The organism is Phormidesmis sp. 146-20 (assembly GCF_052939475.1).
This window is the reverse complement of sequence record NZ_JBJPHT010000088.1, coordinates 1-14,314: the sequence shown is the minus strand read 5'-3', so window position 1 is coordinate 14,314 and position 14,314 is coordinate 1. Positions and strand designations below refer to the sequence as shown.

Annotated in this window: 17 protein-coding genes; 9 read left to right on the top strand and 8 right to left on the bottom strand. The window is 50.2% G+C overall.

Annotated elements, in window-relative coordinates; genetic code table 11:
* A partial coding sequence (locus tag ACKFKH_RS32635; protein WP_446862559.1) for a WD40 repeat domain-containing protein occupies positions 1–350 on the top strand: 350 nt, incomplete at its 5' end.
* A gap of 270 nt (positions 351–620) precedes the next feature.
* Here ACKFKH_RS32635 and ACKFKH_RS32630 read toward each other — a convergent pair.
* The 4 genes from ACKFKH_RS32630 to ACKFKH_RS32615 all read right to left on the bottom strand — a co-directional run bounded on the left by ACKFKH_RS32630 (position 621) and on the right by ACKFKH_RS32615 (position 2,950).
* A complete protein-coding gene (locus ACKFKH_RS32630; RefSeq protein WP_446862558.1) occupies positions 621–836 on the bottom strand; it encodes a hypothetical protein in 216 nt (71 codons plus the stop codon).
* Positions 837–839: 3 nt separating this feature from the next.
* On the bottom strand, positions 840–1,010 hold the full coding sequence (locus ACKFKH_RS32625) for a hypothetical protein (protein WP_446862557.1): 171 nt from the start codon (positions 1,008–1,010) through the stop codon (positions 840–842).
* Positions 1,011–1,397: 387 nt separating this feature from the next.
* Positions 1,398–2,216 carry a pyrroline-5-carboxylate reductase gene (gene proC / locus ACKFKH_RS32620; protein ID WP_446862556.1) on the bottom strand — a complete coding sequence of 273 codons (819 nt, stop codon included), beginning with the start codon at positions 2,214–2,216 and terminating at the stop codon, positions 1,398–1,400.
* A 110-nt stretch (positions 2,217–2,326) separates the two neighbouring features.
* Positions 2,327–2,950, bottom strand: a complete 624-nt coding sequence (locus tag ACKFKH_RS32615; protein WP_446862555.1) for a cell division protein SepF — start codon at positions 2,948–2,950, stop codon at positions 2,327–2,329.
* A gap of 420 nt (positions 2,951–3,370) precedes the next feature.
* On the opposite strand from ACKFKH_RS32615, the gene ACKFKH_RS32610 reads away from it, so the two are divergent.
* Entirely contained in the window at positions 3,371–3,541 is a 171-nt protein-coding gene (locus tag ACKFKH_RS32610) for a hypothetical protein (RefSeq protein ID WP_446862554.1), read from the top strand.
* A gap of 398 nt (positions 3,542–3,939) precedes the next feature.
* Here the strand turns inward: ACKFKH_RS32610 and ACKFKH_RS32605 are convergent, their stop codons facing one another.
* From ACKFKH_RS32605 to ACKFKH_RS32590, 4 genes are all read right to left on the bottom strand, one after another.
* Positions 3,940–4,623: a YggS family pyridoxal phosphate-dependent enzyme gene (locus tag ACKFKH_RS32605; protein WP_446862553.1), complete on the bottom strand. Its 684-nt coding sequence runs from the start codon at positions 4,621–4,623 to the stop codon at positions 3,940–3,942.
* A 131-nt stretch (positions 4,624–4,754) separates the two neighbouring features.
* The gene (gene pipX, locus ACKFKH_RS32600; protein ID WP_446862552.1) at positions 4,755–5,024 is read right to left on the bottom strand and encodes a transcriptional coactivator PipX; all 270 of its coding nucleotides are present in this window, start codon (positions 5,022–5,024) and stop codon (positions 4,755–4,757) included.
* A gap of 395 nt (positions 5,025–5,419) precedes the next feature.
* Positions 5,420–6,322, bottom strand: a complete 903-nt coding sequence (locus ACKFKH_RS32595) for a pyridoxamine 5'-phosphate oxidase family protein (RefSeq protein WP_446862551.1) — start codon at positions 6,320–6,322, stop codon at positions 5,420–5,422.
* Positions 6,319–6,918, bottom strand: coding sequence for a glutathione S-transferase family protein (locus tag ACKFKH_RS32590; protein WP_446862550.1), 600 nt, complete (start codon positions 6,916–6,918; stop codon positions 6,319–6,321). The genes ACKFKH_RS32595 and ACKFKH_RS32590 overlap by 4 nt, the downstream gene beginning before the upstream one ends.
* 101 nt (positions 6,919–7,019) lie before the next feature.
* Between ACKFKH_RS32590 and ACKFKH_RS32585 the strand changes: the two genes are divergently transcribed.
* The 7 genes from ACKFKH_RS32585 to ACKFKH_RS32555 all read left to right on the top strand — a co-directional run bounded on the left by ACKFKH_RS32585 (position 7,020) and on the right by ACKFKH_RS32555 (position 14,277).
* Positions 7,020–7,565 carry a TetR/AcrR family transcriptional regulator gene (locus ACKFKH_RS32585; RefSeq protein ID WP_446862549.1) on the top strand — a complete coding sequence of 182 codons (546 nt, stop codon included), beginning with the start codon at positions 7,020–7,022 and terminating at the stop codon, positions 7,563–7,565.
* Positions 7,562–8,371, top strand: coding sequence for an Rpn family recombination-promoting nuclease/putative transposase (locus ACKFKH_RS32580; RefSeq protein ID WP_446862548.1), 810 nt, complete (start codon positions 7,562–7,564; stop codon positions 8,369–8,371). Before ACKFKH_RS32585 ends, ACKFKH_RS32580 begins: the two co-directional genes overlap by 4 nt.
* A 34-nt stretch (positions 8,372–8,405) precedes the next feature.
* On the top strand, positions 8,406–8,654 hold the full coding sequence (locus tag ACKFKH_RS32575) for a hypothetical protein (protein ID WP_446862547.1): 249 nt from the start codon (positions 8,406–8,408) through the stop codon (positions 8,652–8,654).
* Positions 8,655–8,773: 119 nt separating this feature from the next.
* Positions 8,774–10,135 (top strand): ribosome biogenesis GTPase Der, encoded by a 1,362-nt coding sequence (gene der / locus ACKFKH_RS32570; protein ID WP_446862546.1) that lies wholly within the window; start codon positions 8,774–8,776, stop codon positions 10,133–10,135.
* 25 nt (positions 10,136–10,160) lie between these two features.
* On the top strand, positions 10,161–11,171 hold the full coding sequence (locus ACKFKH_RS32565; protein ID WP_446862545.1) for an energy-coupling factor transporter transmembrane component T family protein: 1,011 nt from the start codon (positions 10,161–10,163) through the stop codon (positions 11,169–11,171).
* Positions 11,172–11,494: 323 nt separating this feature from the next.
* A complete protein-coding gene (locus tag ACKFKH_RS32560; RefSeq protein WP_446862544.1) occupies positions 11,495–12,982 on the top strand; it encodes an anthranilate synthase component I in 1,488 nt (495 codons plus the stop codon).
* 20 nt (positions 12,983–13,002) lie between these two features.
* Positions 13,003–14,277, top strand: coding sequence for a lipid-A-disaccharide synthase (locus ACKFKH_RS32555; protein ID WP_446862543.1), 1,275 nt, complete (start codon positions 13,003–13,005; stop codon positions 14,275–14,277).
* Positions 14,278–14,314 lie beyond the last annotated feature (37 nt).

Genomic DNA, 14,314 nt, shown 5'->3' with positions numbered 1-14,314 from the left:
AAACGATCGCGACGGGGAGTTTTGACAAAACGGTGAAGCTGTGGGACATGCAGGGACGGGAACTGCAAACCTTGAAGGGGCACAGTGGAAGTGTCTGGAGCGTGAGTTTCAGCCCGGATGGCAAAACGCTGGCGACGGGGAGTGATGACCAGACGGTAATCCTCTGGAATCTTGACCTGAATAGCTTGATGACCTTGGGATGTGATTGGCTGCACGACTACCGCACTTACAATCCGGATGGGCAAAGCGACCAGGAGTTGAATGCCATTTGCAACGAGATGACGCAACCCCCAACAAATCGCCAGACCTCGCTGTGGCAGAAAATCGTGGGCTGGGTTTGGCAGAGATGAAGACTAAAAGAGAAAGCCGATCGACTTCAACAGGTACTCAAATAACGTCACTTCGATAAACTTTTTCGCTGCGATTATCACTCCGGGCAGCCCCCTAAATCCCCCAAAATTGGGGGACTTTGAGCAAAAATCCCGTCCGAAAGTCCCTCAGAATTGGCAGCTTGGGGGGCGAAAATGCTGAATCACGAAGCGAAGAAACTCTGTCGAATTCACGTTCAAATAACGTCAGTTCGATAAACTTTTTCGCTTCGTTGCCAGGGGATTCGCCCCCTAAATCCCCCATTCTGAGGGACTTTGAATCAGCATAATTTCTTTGAACTCTGGAACTTTCTCTGGGTCAAAGTCCCCCAATTTTGGGGGATTTAGGGGGCTGAAGCTGATCGCAACGAAGCGAGTCACTCTCATCGAACTGACGTTCAAATAAAATGACCCAACGGACACCAGCAGAGCCATCACCCCTGCCCCGATCGCAGCCTTTGTCAGCACAGATCAAGGACATGCCACGACAACCGCAACCTTCACCACGACAACCGCAACCTTCGCCACGACAACCGCAACCTTCGCCACGACAACCGCAACCTTCGCCACGACAACCGCAACCTTCGCCGCGACAACCGCAACCTTCACCACGACGATCGCAACCTTCACCACGACGATCACGGCTTTTGCTCAAACCGATCGAGGTTTCGTCGCCCCGATCAGAGGTTTTGTCACGCCATTCATAAGTTTCCCTTAAACCCATTCAGGTTTGGTTAAAGCGTTTCTTATCTCAACCGCGATCGAGAAGCTTCTAACCCTCAACTTTCTGATCAACGTCCCTTCTTAAGGCAAAGTTGGGGGCAAAAGGCTTGAATAACGAACCCCAAAAAATAAACCCAGACCGACGAATCGATCCAGGTTTGGTTTTTATAAACCAGTCGTTTTATAGTGGGTGACTGGCGGTTTTCATAGAAGTTCATTCCTTCTGTATCTACAAGAATACGCCCTTCTTTTCGGAATCAGGCGAAAAAGATAAGGAACTTTGTATCGTGATACACAGATTTACATTCAAGGTTTCCGTCCTAATTCCTGCGATCGCTTCCAAGCCGCCTTGACCGCCTCAATCACCGCCGATCGAAAGCCTGATTTCTCTAATTGAGCGATCCCCGCGATCGTCGTCCCCCCCGGACTGGTCACCCGATCTTTCAACACTGCGGGATGAATGCCCTCTTCTTGAAGTAATTGAGCCGTCCCGCGCACCGTTTGTAAGGCAAGTTGAAGGGCGATCGCTCTCGGCAATCCGGCCGCCACACCTCCATCGGCCAACGCTTCGACCATCAGCGCTACATAGCCCGGCCCAGATCCCGAAAGCCCCGTGACAGCATCCATCATTGATTCGGGCACCTCGACCACTTCGCCCACGGTTTCCAAAATTTGGCGGGCTTGCTCCAAATGGCGCGGTTGGGCGTGTTGACCGGGAGCGATCGCCGTGATCCCCGCACCAACGGCCGCTGGAGTATTGGGCATTGCTCGAATTACAGGCTGTCCTGGAAAAGCGGCTTCTAGCGTCTCTAACGACGTTCCTGCCAAGATCGAAATCACCAGAGCGCCACGAGTTTCAGACCCCAAATCTGATTCCAAATCTTTAGCAACCGCCGCAAAAATCTGAGGCTTGATTGCCAAAAACAGCACTTCACTCGCGGCTGCGGCCGCCTTATTTTGGTCAGTCACCTGAACTTGATAGTGTGAGGCTAAAAAATCACGTCGCCTGGACTGCGGCTCACTCACCAGCATCTGATCCGGCGAATAAATCTCCTGCACAACAAGACGGGACAACAGAGCTTCCCCCATCATCCCGCCTCCAATCATTCCAAATTTAATGCTCAAGTCAATTCCTGAAAATATAACAAAAGCTAAAAGTTTGACGTTCAGAAACAAACAGATTCAGGAATGAACTCACTAAAAAATTCATTAACAAATTCATCCCTCATCCCTTCTTACTGCGCCATTCTCGCTTGCTCAGTCGCCCATGCAGGAGTCGGTGCCGCAGGCCGAGCGGGGCGGGCCGCAGGCGCAGGTTGAGGCACTTCGTGGATTACGCCTGTTTGAGTACTGACCTGAACACAGCTAGGTGTAAACAGGAAAATGCTTTCGCCGATGCGCTCTTGGTGACCATCGATCGCATAAGTGCCACCTGCCACAAAATCGACGGCTCTTTGAGCTTGGTCAGGGTCCATGATGGTCAGATTTAAGACAACGGATTTGCGTTCGCGCAACGCTTGAATGGCTTGGGGCATTTCTTCAAAGGTGCGAGGCTCCATCACCACGACTTCAGAAATTCCATTAACTGCGCCGGGCATTCCAATCACGTTATTCATACCGTTGTTTACACCTGTGGTTCCAATGACTGCGGGTTCTGTAGCGATAGCGGCTCGATCGCGAAATCTTTGACGGCGCGCACGAGTTTCTTCTTCAGTATTGCTGTTGTTGACGGCGGGTGCAGGATTCTCTTCCTGGTAGAGCGTTTGGTATTCCTGCCCATCCATTTCGTCGTACTCATATTCATAATCGACTTGCTCGTTCAGACCGACAAAATCCCGTAGTTTGCTGAAGATATTCACGATTCACGCTCCGTCACGATCTATGTTGTTGTGTACGTTAGTTTACTGACAAATCTGTTTTTGACAACTGTAGAGTAGCAAGAAAAAAGCCATTTACAGTTTTTGTTATCACGCCTATCTAAGTCACTTGTTGGGTGCGATCGAAGAAAGGTTTTAAAGTTTGGTTCGCAGCGTTAGGAAGTCTACCACACTGCCCACCTCGACGAATGAACAATTAGTATACATGCTGTTTCCAAAATGAGCCGACCTTTCTAAGTTTTTTAATCGCCGTCGCAATTGTATCGGCTGATGAAGCCATGCGATCGCAAGATCAAGAAATTTTTTAGTCTTGTGCGATTGCAGTCACAAACCTCCTTTGATCTCCTGTCTTGACAACAGAAACCTCAGCGACAAATTGCCCCAGTTAAGTGAACCAGTTAAGTGAAAGATTTGGTCGTAAAAGTTTGGGTGATAGAGAATGTTCTATCGCCGATCGAGGTGCTGAATGATGAACAAACAGCAGTGCCTAAAGTGCCGCAAAAGTTGAAACGACAACTGCACGGTCACAAGTCTAAAAATGCAGATCAAGCAGGTGGCACCTTGAAGCTTTGATTGGGTCAATTTTGAACTCTCTAAAGTTCGGCTTTCAGATTTAAGCCAGATTACCCAATGCAATCGTTCAAACCAATTGCCGATCAGGTTACTTACAATATCACCTTTCTCCAGAACGTCAACAGTAACTTTAAAAAAGCTGAGGATCTTCCTGAAGTCCTTATCTATGAAGCGGCTGCCCAATGTTGAGGGTCTTCTTTGTTATTTTATCCAGTTCGACATTTATTAAGAACAAGTTGCAAATTTGACCTGTTTCTCTTGCTGAATCAGTGAATACCAGGTCGATCGCTGCTCATTCTAAAGGCTTCTAATGCCCTAAGTGAGTGTGCAAACGAGGGCAATTTTGGGCATTCTAGTTTCTTTTTGTAAAGCGGTGTGGGGGGTCTGACCCCTTATTCTCAGGTGATTAGAGGACGATCGCCAAACAAAATTCTTCCTGGCCGGATCATCGTCGCCCCCGCTTGAATGGCTAAGAGATAGTCATCAGACATGCCCATCGATCGCTGATTTATCTGAACGTGGGGTAAGTTCTGCTGCGCGATCATCTCCGCAAGTTTGCCAGTCTGTTTGAACACGTCCCGGATCTGATCAGGGGTCAAGCCCATCGGTGGAATGGTCATCAGTCCTTGAATGTCCAGATTTTTGCAATCGTTGAGGTGAGGCAGGTCGGTGAGCAACTCTGGGACTGTCCAGCCTGATTTGTTGGGGTCGGGTAAGAGTTTGACTTGAAGGCAGATCTGCGGTTTTGTAGGGAGGTCTTGGGCGAGACGATCGAGCCGTTGCGCCAATTTGAGGCTGTCTACTGACTGAATCCACTGAAAAAGCTCGATCGCTCGTTGCGCCTTATTACTTTGCAAATGCCCGATCAAATGCCAAGTGACATCTTCAAGATCTTTTAATTGTTCTTGTTTTGCCTCGGCTTCCTGAATGCGATTTTCTCCAAAATCCCGCAGTCCTGCTGCATAGGCGGCCCGCATCGCCTCTACGGGCACTTGTTTAGTAACTGCGATAACCCGTACCGTGTCAGGAATCGTCTGGCGAAATCGTTGAATGCGTTCTTGCAGCAGGTCAGTTTTAATCATGAGGAAAGCGATCGAGAACAACAAATAAAAAACGAACTCAGAATCGACAATTCACTTCTCAAGTCTAAAGTCCCACGTCTCGATCAATAAACAGAACGATCGCTTCATCCCTCATCCCTCATCCCTCATCCCTACTGAAACGTCCGTTTATGCACAAACTGAAGCTGGTCGTATTCCTTCTGCATTCCAGTCCGTCGCAGCATTCTCATGCGATTTTCGACCAAAACTTTGGCCTCAGCCCGACCGATCGGCTCAAATTCGATGCCGTCTGAGCCATTGTCTACCAGAAAAAAGAGGCGTTGGGCATAGAGAGTGCTAAACAGTTCACGCTTTTCCTCAACCAAACACACTCTAAAGAGCAAGCCAAAAGTAGGGTGATTTAGATATGTCTCAATGCTCATTCAGATTTGGCTCGGCGTGTAAGTGTAGAGAGAATATTATGTTGAATTGATCACTTTTCCAGGAAATAACAAATTGTAATAAATATCCTCTGGTTTGTGAGCGATCCCCTTGAGAATTTCAGAAAGATTACTCTTTTGGGGCGATCGTCTTGTTTGTAACTCTCTACAAGACTACGGTGAAACAATCTCGGTATGCTCTCACATTAAGGTTGCTTTTTTTAGAAAGACTTAAGCAATCTTGTCACGATCCAGCATTCAATCACCGCTATCAACTCTGCTGCAAACGATCGCTCCCCACTCAGCCAATTTTAGGGAACGAGATCTCCAACTCAAAGTCCCCCAGAATGGCAAATTTAGGGGGCTAAACGGCTAACCAACAAAGTGAAAAGACCGATTTAGGCTGGATTGGCGGGAGAGTATTCAACAAACTGCCAGCGCAGGGGAATGGTAGTCGCTCGAATACGATCGAGTTGTACCTCAATCAGCCGTTCTGCCCCAACAAATTCTGAGTCTGCATCCCAAATAATCTGTGCCCTTCCGGTTAGCTGTAGTGTTTCACCCGTTACAAAATTGATGAACAACAAGCCTACGTTTGGATTCACAGCAATGTTGCCCAATGTGTTGAACATATTGTTGCCCGCATAGTCTGGAAACAACAAGCGATCGGGCTGCAAGACTTTCACAAATCCCGGCTGGCCGCCCCGATGAGACGCATCTGCCCCATGTGTGGGATGAAGGCTGGCGATAAAGAATGTGTCGGCTTGAGCGATCGACTGCTGTTGTTTGAGATCCAGAAAATCCGACCATTGGGCTGTCTGATTCGTCTCCGACATTTCTTCTGACATTCCTATAAGCTGCCGCATCTGAATGTACTTTGGACAGTTGAAATACACCTGATTGACGCAGAGATGAATGCCCTGCGGAGTTCTTTGAATCGACCCGTTTATTCTCAATCGTCTGCGGGTTGCGAGATCGATCGCCAACAGTCCCATCAGTTGATCACTTTGCTGATCACTTTGCTGATCACTTTGCGATTCCCAGAGCGGATCGTCAGACTCGACGGCGTGGATGTGAATGCTGCGATCGTTTCCCGTCAAAAATCCCGCTTCACCGATGAGCAACGATGCCCAGACCTGATGATTTTGATCAACCGTACTGGCGATCGCCCACTGTTGCGGTTTCAAAAAGTCCTGAGCTGCTGGAGAAACCACAGAGCCAATTAGTTTTTGAAGGCGATCGGCTGCTGCTTGCACTCCCACACGAGTCTGAATCAGAAGTTCTCCAGCGTGATAGGTCATAGTCCCGGCATCCCTACATAGTTGGGCAACTGTTGAATGCGATCGATCCACGCCCTGACATTCGGATACGGCTCTAACGAAACTTTGGCATCCCCAGACAGCGCCACGTAAGGAAAACAAGCAATATCGGCGATCGTCGGTCTACCACATTCCAGCCAGTCTCGATTTGATAAGTGTGCATTGAGGAGCGTGAGAAACTGGTGCGACTTTTGGGTGGCGCGATCGACATCAATTTCAGTCCGACCCAGCAGGTAGTAGACTCTTGCGGCGGCCAGTCCATTTGCGATTTCATTTGCTGCATTTGAGAGCCACTGCATGATTTGACTCATCGAAACTGCCTCCGTCGGCAACCAGGTTTCGCCTCCATACTGACGCGCTAGATAAACCAAAATCGCTTGAGAATCACGGATGGTCTGGTCTCGATCGACCAACACAGGCACCTGTCCCCACTCATTTAACTGGAGAAAAGACGAAGATTTGTGCTCACCCTCCTTTAGGTTGACGGGCACCAATTCAACGTCCAATTCCAGTAGTGAGAGCAGCAATCGCACTTTGTAGCAGTTACCCGAAATCGTCGCATCGTGAAGTTTTAGCATGGTCGTTAGTTGTTGGGGTCAATTGTATCGAACGTTCAGTCTAATCATTCATGACTGTACTGATCGTTCGGTAAGATGTCAATAGAAGACTCAAAAAACTTATGTCACGAGATCAAATCGTCATTCAACTGCTGCAAGTATTTCGGCAATATGGCTATGAGGGCGCAACGCTGACCAAGATTTCTCAGGCCACCGACCTCGGTAGAGCCAGCCTGTATCACTACTTTCCGGGCGGCAAAGAGGAGATGGCAAACGCGGTATTAGAGCATCTCGATCGCTGGCAACAGACCAACGTTCTGACTCCACTTCAAGCAAACGGAACGGCTCTAGAACGATTGGAGGCCATGATGCGATCGCTCGACCAAGCCTATAACGGGGGTCAACAGTCCTGTTTGATTTCTGTTTTGTCAATGGGCGACGCAAAAGACTTGTTTTCACCCAAAATCAGAGCAGCGCTGGAGGAGTGGATTGGCGCGATCGCAACCGTTCTCACCCAAACAGGCATGAATCTCCCTTTAGCCACTCAGCGCGCCGAAGATGCCATCTTACAAATTCAGGGTGCTTTGGTGTTAGCGCGTGCTTTAGAAAATACCGCTCCCTTTCAGCGATTGCTACAACGCCTGCCAGAAGAGCTTTTACAACGATGAAAACCGATTCGATCTGGTATTGTCTCTTCAAGTCCTTTCCAGGCATCTTTTTTGAGCTAATCGGTCAGCCTGCCGCCGTTGCTCAAAGCTATGAATTCGCCTCGGTTGAAGTCAAACAAACTGCTTTTCGGATCGATGGCGTGTTTTTGCCCAACCAACCTGACGATCCCCTTTACTTCAGCGAATTTCAGTTTCAGCCCGACCCCAAACTCTACTCTCGATTTTTCACTGAGATCTTTCTCTATCTCGACAAAACTGAGCTTGTGAATAACTGGCAAGGAGCCATCGTCTGGGGAAGCCGAAAACTGGATACTGGAGGCACCGATCGCTACTGGGAATTGCTCGAAAGTCAGCGAGTACGCCGCATTTATTTAGATGAATTGGAGGTCACTGAAGGGTCGATCGGCTTAGGTCTGGTAAAACTAATCGTCGAACCACCGCCCAACGCTGGACAACGGGCCAAAACGCTGATTCGATCGACCAGAACTCAGATCACCGATGAAGCGACCCAGCGGGAAATATTACAATTGATAGAAACGATCATCATCTACAAGTTCCCCAAACTGAGCCGAGAGGCCATTGAACAAATGCTAGAACTCGCCGAATTAAAACAAACCCAGGTCTATCAAGAAGCCAAAGAAGAAGGCAAATTGGAAGGTCTTGTAGAAGGTAAATTGGAAGGTCTTGTAGAAGGCAAACTGAAGGGTGTTCCTCGATTTCTAGAACTCGGTTTGAGTCTGGAGGAGATCGCTCAGACGTTGGAATTAGACCTGGAAACAGTTCGGCAGGCTGTCCAACCTGATTGAGCGCAGCAATGTCTTCTCTAACCCTGATCGAGAGATGACTGACCCAACGATAGAACTGATAGAACTCGCTGATAGCTTCAAGCAAACCAGAGTGTATGAGGAAGCCAAAGAAGAAGGGAGACTGGAAGGGAGATTGGAAGGCAAATTGGAATGTGTGCCTCGATCGCTGAAATTCGGTCTGACTTTGGAACAAATTGCATACGCTTTTGATTTAGAGGTTGAAACAGTGCGGCGGGCTGCTCTCGAAAGGGAGATTGGAGGTAAGGAATCCGCAGATGTCTAACTAAACTCGCTACAATGGGATGCTGATGAAATTGTGACGCTCTCAACTCCTCAAACTGTCTTATTTCATCCCTCCTCGCAAAAGCGGGGCAACGCCCTCCCTCATCCCTCATCCCTCCTATGTCTTTGCCCATTGTTGCTATCATCGGTCGTCCCAACGTGGGCAAGTCCACCGTCGTCAATCGTTTGGCGAAAGTGCAGGACGCGATCGTCTTTGATGAACCCGGTGTGACGCGCGATCGCACCTACAAACGCGCCTTTTGGAACGATCGTGACTTTCTCGTGGTCGATACAGGCGGATTGGTTTTTGACGACGACACCGAATTTTTGCCGCTGATTCGTGAACAAGCGATGTCGGCCCTCACTGAGTCGAGCGTTGCGATCTTTGTTGTCGATGGAAAACAAGGCTTGACGACTGCCGACGAAGAAATCGCTATGTGGCTGCGCCAGCAATCCGTGCCTGTCGTGTTGGCCGTTAATAAATGTGAATCGCTCGATCAAGGACTCACGCAAGCCGCCGAGTTTTGGTCGTTGGGGCTGGGCGAACCTTTTGCAATGTCAGGAATTCATGGCAACGGTACGGGCGAACTGTTGGATCAGGTGATCGAATTTTTGCCGTCCACCGATCAGATCGAAGAAACTCCAGAAATTCGGGTGGCGATCGCTGGCCGTCCGAATGTGGGCAAGTCCAGTTTGCTGAACGCCTTTGTGGGTGAAAATCGCTCGATCGTCAGTCCGATTTCTGGCACGACACGAGACGCGATCGATATGCTGGTCGAACGCAACGACAAGATGTATCGCCTGATCGACACCGCGGGAATTCGTAAGAAAAAGAACGTCGAATATGGGCCAGAATTCTTTGGCATCAATCGGGCTTTTAAGGCGATCGATCGATCAGATGTCGTTCTTCTAGTGATTGACGCATTAGACGGCGTAACCGAGCAAGACCAAAAACTAGCCGGACGCATTGCCGATGAAGGGCGCGCCTGTATTGTTGTCGTGAACAAATGGGACGCGATCGAGAAAGATTCCAACACGATCTACGAGTACGAAAAGCTGATTCGCTCTCGACTTCACTACATGGAATGGGCAGAAATCATCTTCATCAGCGCCCAAAACGGACAGCGCGTTGAAAAAATCTTTGACCTGATCGAAGTCGCCGCCGAACAGCACAAACGCCGCGTCAGCACGTCTGTAATTAACGAAGTGATCGAAGATGGAGTCAGATGGCATTCTCCGCCCACTACGCGCCAGGGTCGTCAAGGCAGAATCTACTATGGCACCCAGGTCAGTAGCCGACCGCCGACGATCGCCCTATTCGTCAACGATCCCGCTTTGCTCAATGACAACTACCGCCGCTATATCGAGCGTCAATTCCGTCAATCTCTCGGCTTTCAGGGCACTCCGCTGCGTCTGTTATGGCGTGGCAAGAAGATGAGAGAACTCGATCGGGCCAGTGCTAATCGGGCGACGAAGGTGTAAGAAGTTCTCCCTCCTCCCTTCCCTCATGGATTTACTACGATCGCTCCCCCTCGGTCTCTATCTCGAACAGCCGATTACCTGGCTTCATCATCTGGATGCGCGGGTCAAGTTGGCCTGGTTGATGAGTTTTTTGATTGCTCCGCTGTTGGCGAGTCCTGAGTGGCGCATCTTTTTGGTGGTGCTGTTGGTGTTGTTGACGCTGACGGCAATGATCCCTTTGCGGGTGTGGAAACAGCAGATGGGGTGGCTGTTGTTGTTTTCGCTGTATGTGTTTTCGCTGGTGGCGATTTCTCCTGATGCGTTGAATGTCAATGCTCGTCCTCGTCTGCCTGCAAATGAGTTGGCCTTTGTGCAACAACCCGATCAGCTCCCTGCCCCAACTCCGCCTCGCCCCTGGTACAATCCCTTCAATAATCCCTTCAACACTGGAGAAAAGAAATCTCCGGCTCAAGAAGCTGCCCAAAAACTCAAGCGCCCTGATTTACCTCAGCCCACTGCTTATCGGTATGTGGTGCTTCAGGCGGGCCCATTTACCGTCACGCGACGATCGCTCACCCTGGCCATCACGGTCAGCACTTTACTATTCACGCTGATTTATAGTACAAACCTATATCTACTGACGACCGCGCCAGAAGAAATTACCGCAGGGTTGGAGGATTTGATGAGTCCTTTGCGCCGCTTTAACTGGCCGATTACCGAAATAGCGTTGACACTGACGCTGGCTCTGCGGTTCATTCCCTTAGTGTTAGAAGAATTTCAGAATCTAGTGCGATCGGTCAGAACTCGCGCGATCGACTGGAAAAAACTCGGCTTTCGTCGGGCTGCTCAAGTGTGGATGCTCGTCGCCGAACGGTTGCTCGAAAACTTACTCCTGCGAGCCGAACAAATTTCCAGCGCCATGAAAGTGCGTGGATTTACCAGTCCCAACAAGCATCGAGTCCAGTGGCATGAGTTGCGCCTCAAACGCTTTGACTGGCTGGCTTTGGGACTGTTGGGCGTATTGTGGGCTGCAAGATTTGTTGTGGGGCAGGCGTGAGGGGTGAGGAAGGAGGGAGGAGGGATGAGAGAATTTTTGCGTAAAGTAGTGTGACGTGAATTCGATGAAATTTCTCACTTCGACTACAAGGCCAGGAACACCCCAAATTCTCCATAAACAGAGAACTTTGAGCCAGAAATCTTGTCCGAAAGTCCCCCAGGATGGGGGTTGGGGGGCAGAAGACCTGTTTTCTTTCTCAACCTCAAATTAGCCTCACTTAAAAAACGCGAACACGCATTAAAAGCCGTACACCGCGTAACACTCGTTTCTATTCATCCCTCATCCCTCATCCCTTCTCCATCCTTCATCCCTCATCCCTTCCAATGCGTTCCCTTCTTCCCTGGCACTGGCGATCGCTTCCTCTCGACCAACGATCGGGTTCTGAAATTTTCACAGCCCTGTTTTTGACGGATGAAATCGCGACGCTGCTTGAAAGTCCGTATCCATCTTCACCCGATTATCCGCAGTTGGGACGGTACTCGATTTGTGCGGGTGCGCCGCGTGTGGTTGAGGGAGAATTGCAGCTTTGGAGTCCGCCAGTGGGTGAAATTTTGCCCTTTTTGCAACAGCTTCTCGATCGTCCTCATGCTGAGGTAGCTGCTTCTGAACTGCCTTTCACCGGGGGATGGCTGGGCTGGTTGGGCTACGATCTGGCCTGGGAAATTGAAAAGCTGCCTTATCTCAAATCGGACTCGCTGCCCTTTCCGATCGCTTACTGGTATGAACCCGATCGCTTTGCCGTTCTAGATCATCACCAACAAACGCTCTGGTTAGCTGCCACTCAAGCGACTGATCTCGATGCAATGCAAGAGGCGCTAAATCGAAGGGTTGAGATACCAAAACCCGAATTTCAAACCGCTGCTCCGCCTCACTTTCATCTTGCTCAGGCTGACTACGAATCGGCCCTTCTGCAAGCCAAAAAGCACATCCAAGCGGGGGACATTTTTCAGGCGAATTTGTCGCTGCGATTTGAGGCAGAAACGACGGCAGAGAGTTGGTCAATTTACCGCGCGTTGCAACAGATTAATCCTTCTCCTTTTGCAAGCTATTGGCGAACTCCCTGGGGAACGGTCATTAGTTGCTCTCCTGAACGGTTAGTAAAACTGCAAAACCGTCATGCAGAAACGCGGCCGATCGCAGGCACGCGCACCAGAGGAACCACGATCGCTCACGATCAACAACTAGCCGAAGAACTGATCAGCAACACCAAAGAACAAGCTGAACACATCATGCTAGTCGATCTAGAACGCAATGATTTGGGACGAGTCTGTGAATGGGGATCAGTACAGGTCGATGAACTGCTGACGATCGAACGCTACAGTCACGTTATGCACCTGGTCAGCAATGTCACCGGAACGCTAAAACCACACCTCAACGCCATCGATCTGATTCGCGCCCTCTTCCCCGGCGGAACGATCACAGGCTGCCCAAAAGTCCGCTGTATGGAGATTATTGAAGAACTGGAACCCGATCGCCGCAGTCTCTTCTATGGTTCTTGTGGCTACCTCGACTGGCGCGGCAATTTGGATTTGAACATTCTGATTCGTACCCTACTCTATGTGAGAGGTGAGGAGAGTGGAGAGCGGAGAGCGGAGAAAGATCCATTCATCCCTCATCTCTCCTCGCAAAGCGGATTACCCCCAAAGGGGAACAGATCATCGAAGTTCTCCCTCACCCCTGCGATCGTCTACGGTCAAGTCGGCGCGGGCATCGTTGCAGACAGCGATCCTGAGCGAGAATGGCATGAATCGTTGCACAAAGCCGAGGCCCAACTCGCCGCCCTAAAACTTGCCGCTTCAGACGGGTTGTAATCTATTTTTCTTGACGCTCTATGCCGACTCCTGCTGACATTCTGATTCTCTCCAATGCCCCCGGAGAACTCGCTACCTGGGTCAAGCCTGTCGTTCGAGAACTCAAGCAACTTTTGGGCGATGACATTCGGATTTCGGTGGTGCTGTCTCCTTGTCCAAATGCCAGTGGTCAAGAAGCTGAAATTGCCCTCAGTTACCCGGAAGTCGATCGCGTCCAATCCGCCCGGCATTTCTTTCCCTTCCTGCTCTGGGGCAAAACGGCCGAACCGTGGGACTGGCACGATCGCGGCGTGGTCGTCTTTCTCGGCGGCGATCAGTTCTTTCCGCTGGTGATTGGCAAACGGTTGGGCTATCGGACGGTGATCTATGCCGAATGGGAAGCGCGCTGGCATCGCTGGATCGATCGCTTTGGAGTCATGCGATCGCAAGTTGTCGATCGTGCCCCTCACCAATTTGCTCATAAACTGACCGTTGTCGGAGATCTGATGGCAGAAGTTTCGACCTTTGGCACCGAGGAGGCGTTCAAAACAGGGGGAACGCTGATCGGTTTGTTACCGGGTTCTAAGCCTGCCAAATTGTCTCAGGGAGTGCCCTTAATGCTCACGATCGCCGATCAACTTTGGCGCGATCGTCCTCAAACTCGCTCTGAAATTCGCTTTGTGATTCCAGTTGCGCCGACGCTGGATTTGGACACGCTGACTCAGTATGTTGACCCTGAGCAAAATCCTGTGATGCTCTTGATGGAAGGCGTTTCGGCCCAGTTGGTGATTCCTGAGTCGGGCGATCGTCCTTATCTCAAAACACCCAGCGGACTGCAAGTTGAGCTTTGGTCAAATCCGACGGAGCGAGTTCCGGCTTATTCGCTGTTGTCGCAATGCACGCTTTGTATCACCACAGTTGGCGCAAATACGGCGGAATTGGGGTCGTTAGCCGTGCCGATGATCGTCTTATTGCCCACGTATCAAATGGACGCAATGAAAGCGTGGGATGGACTGCCAGGTCTATTATCAAATCTACCGGGAGTCGGGTCGCTGTTTGCCAAGCTGATTAATGGGTGGTTTGTGCGCCGCATGGGGCTGCTGTCGTGGCCCAATATTTGGGCGCAAGAAGCGATCGTGCCTGAACTGTTTGGCCGTCTTCAACCCAAAGCGGTGGCTGCGATCGTCTCCGATTTTCTCGACCATCCAGACAAGCTGCAACAGATGCGCGACAAACTACGAACCGTCCGAGGAGAACCGGGAGCAGCCCGGAAGTTTGCGGCGATCGTCGTTGAGGAGTTAGGGATATGCAATTAAATAAAGTACCAGTTACGTTGGGCAGATTGTAATGTCC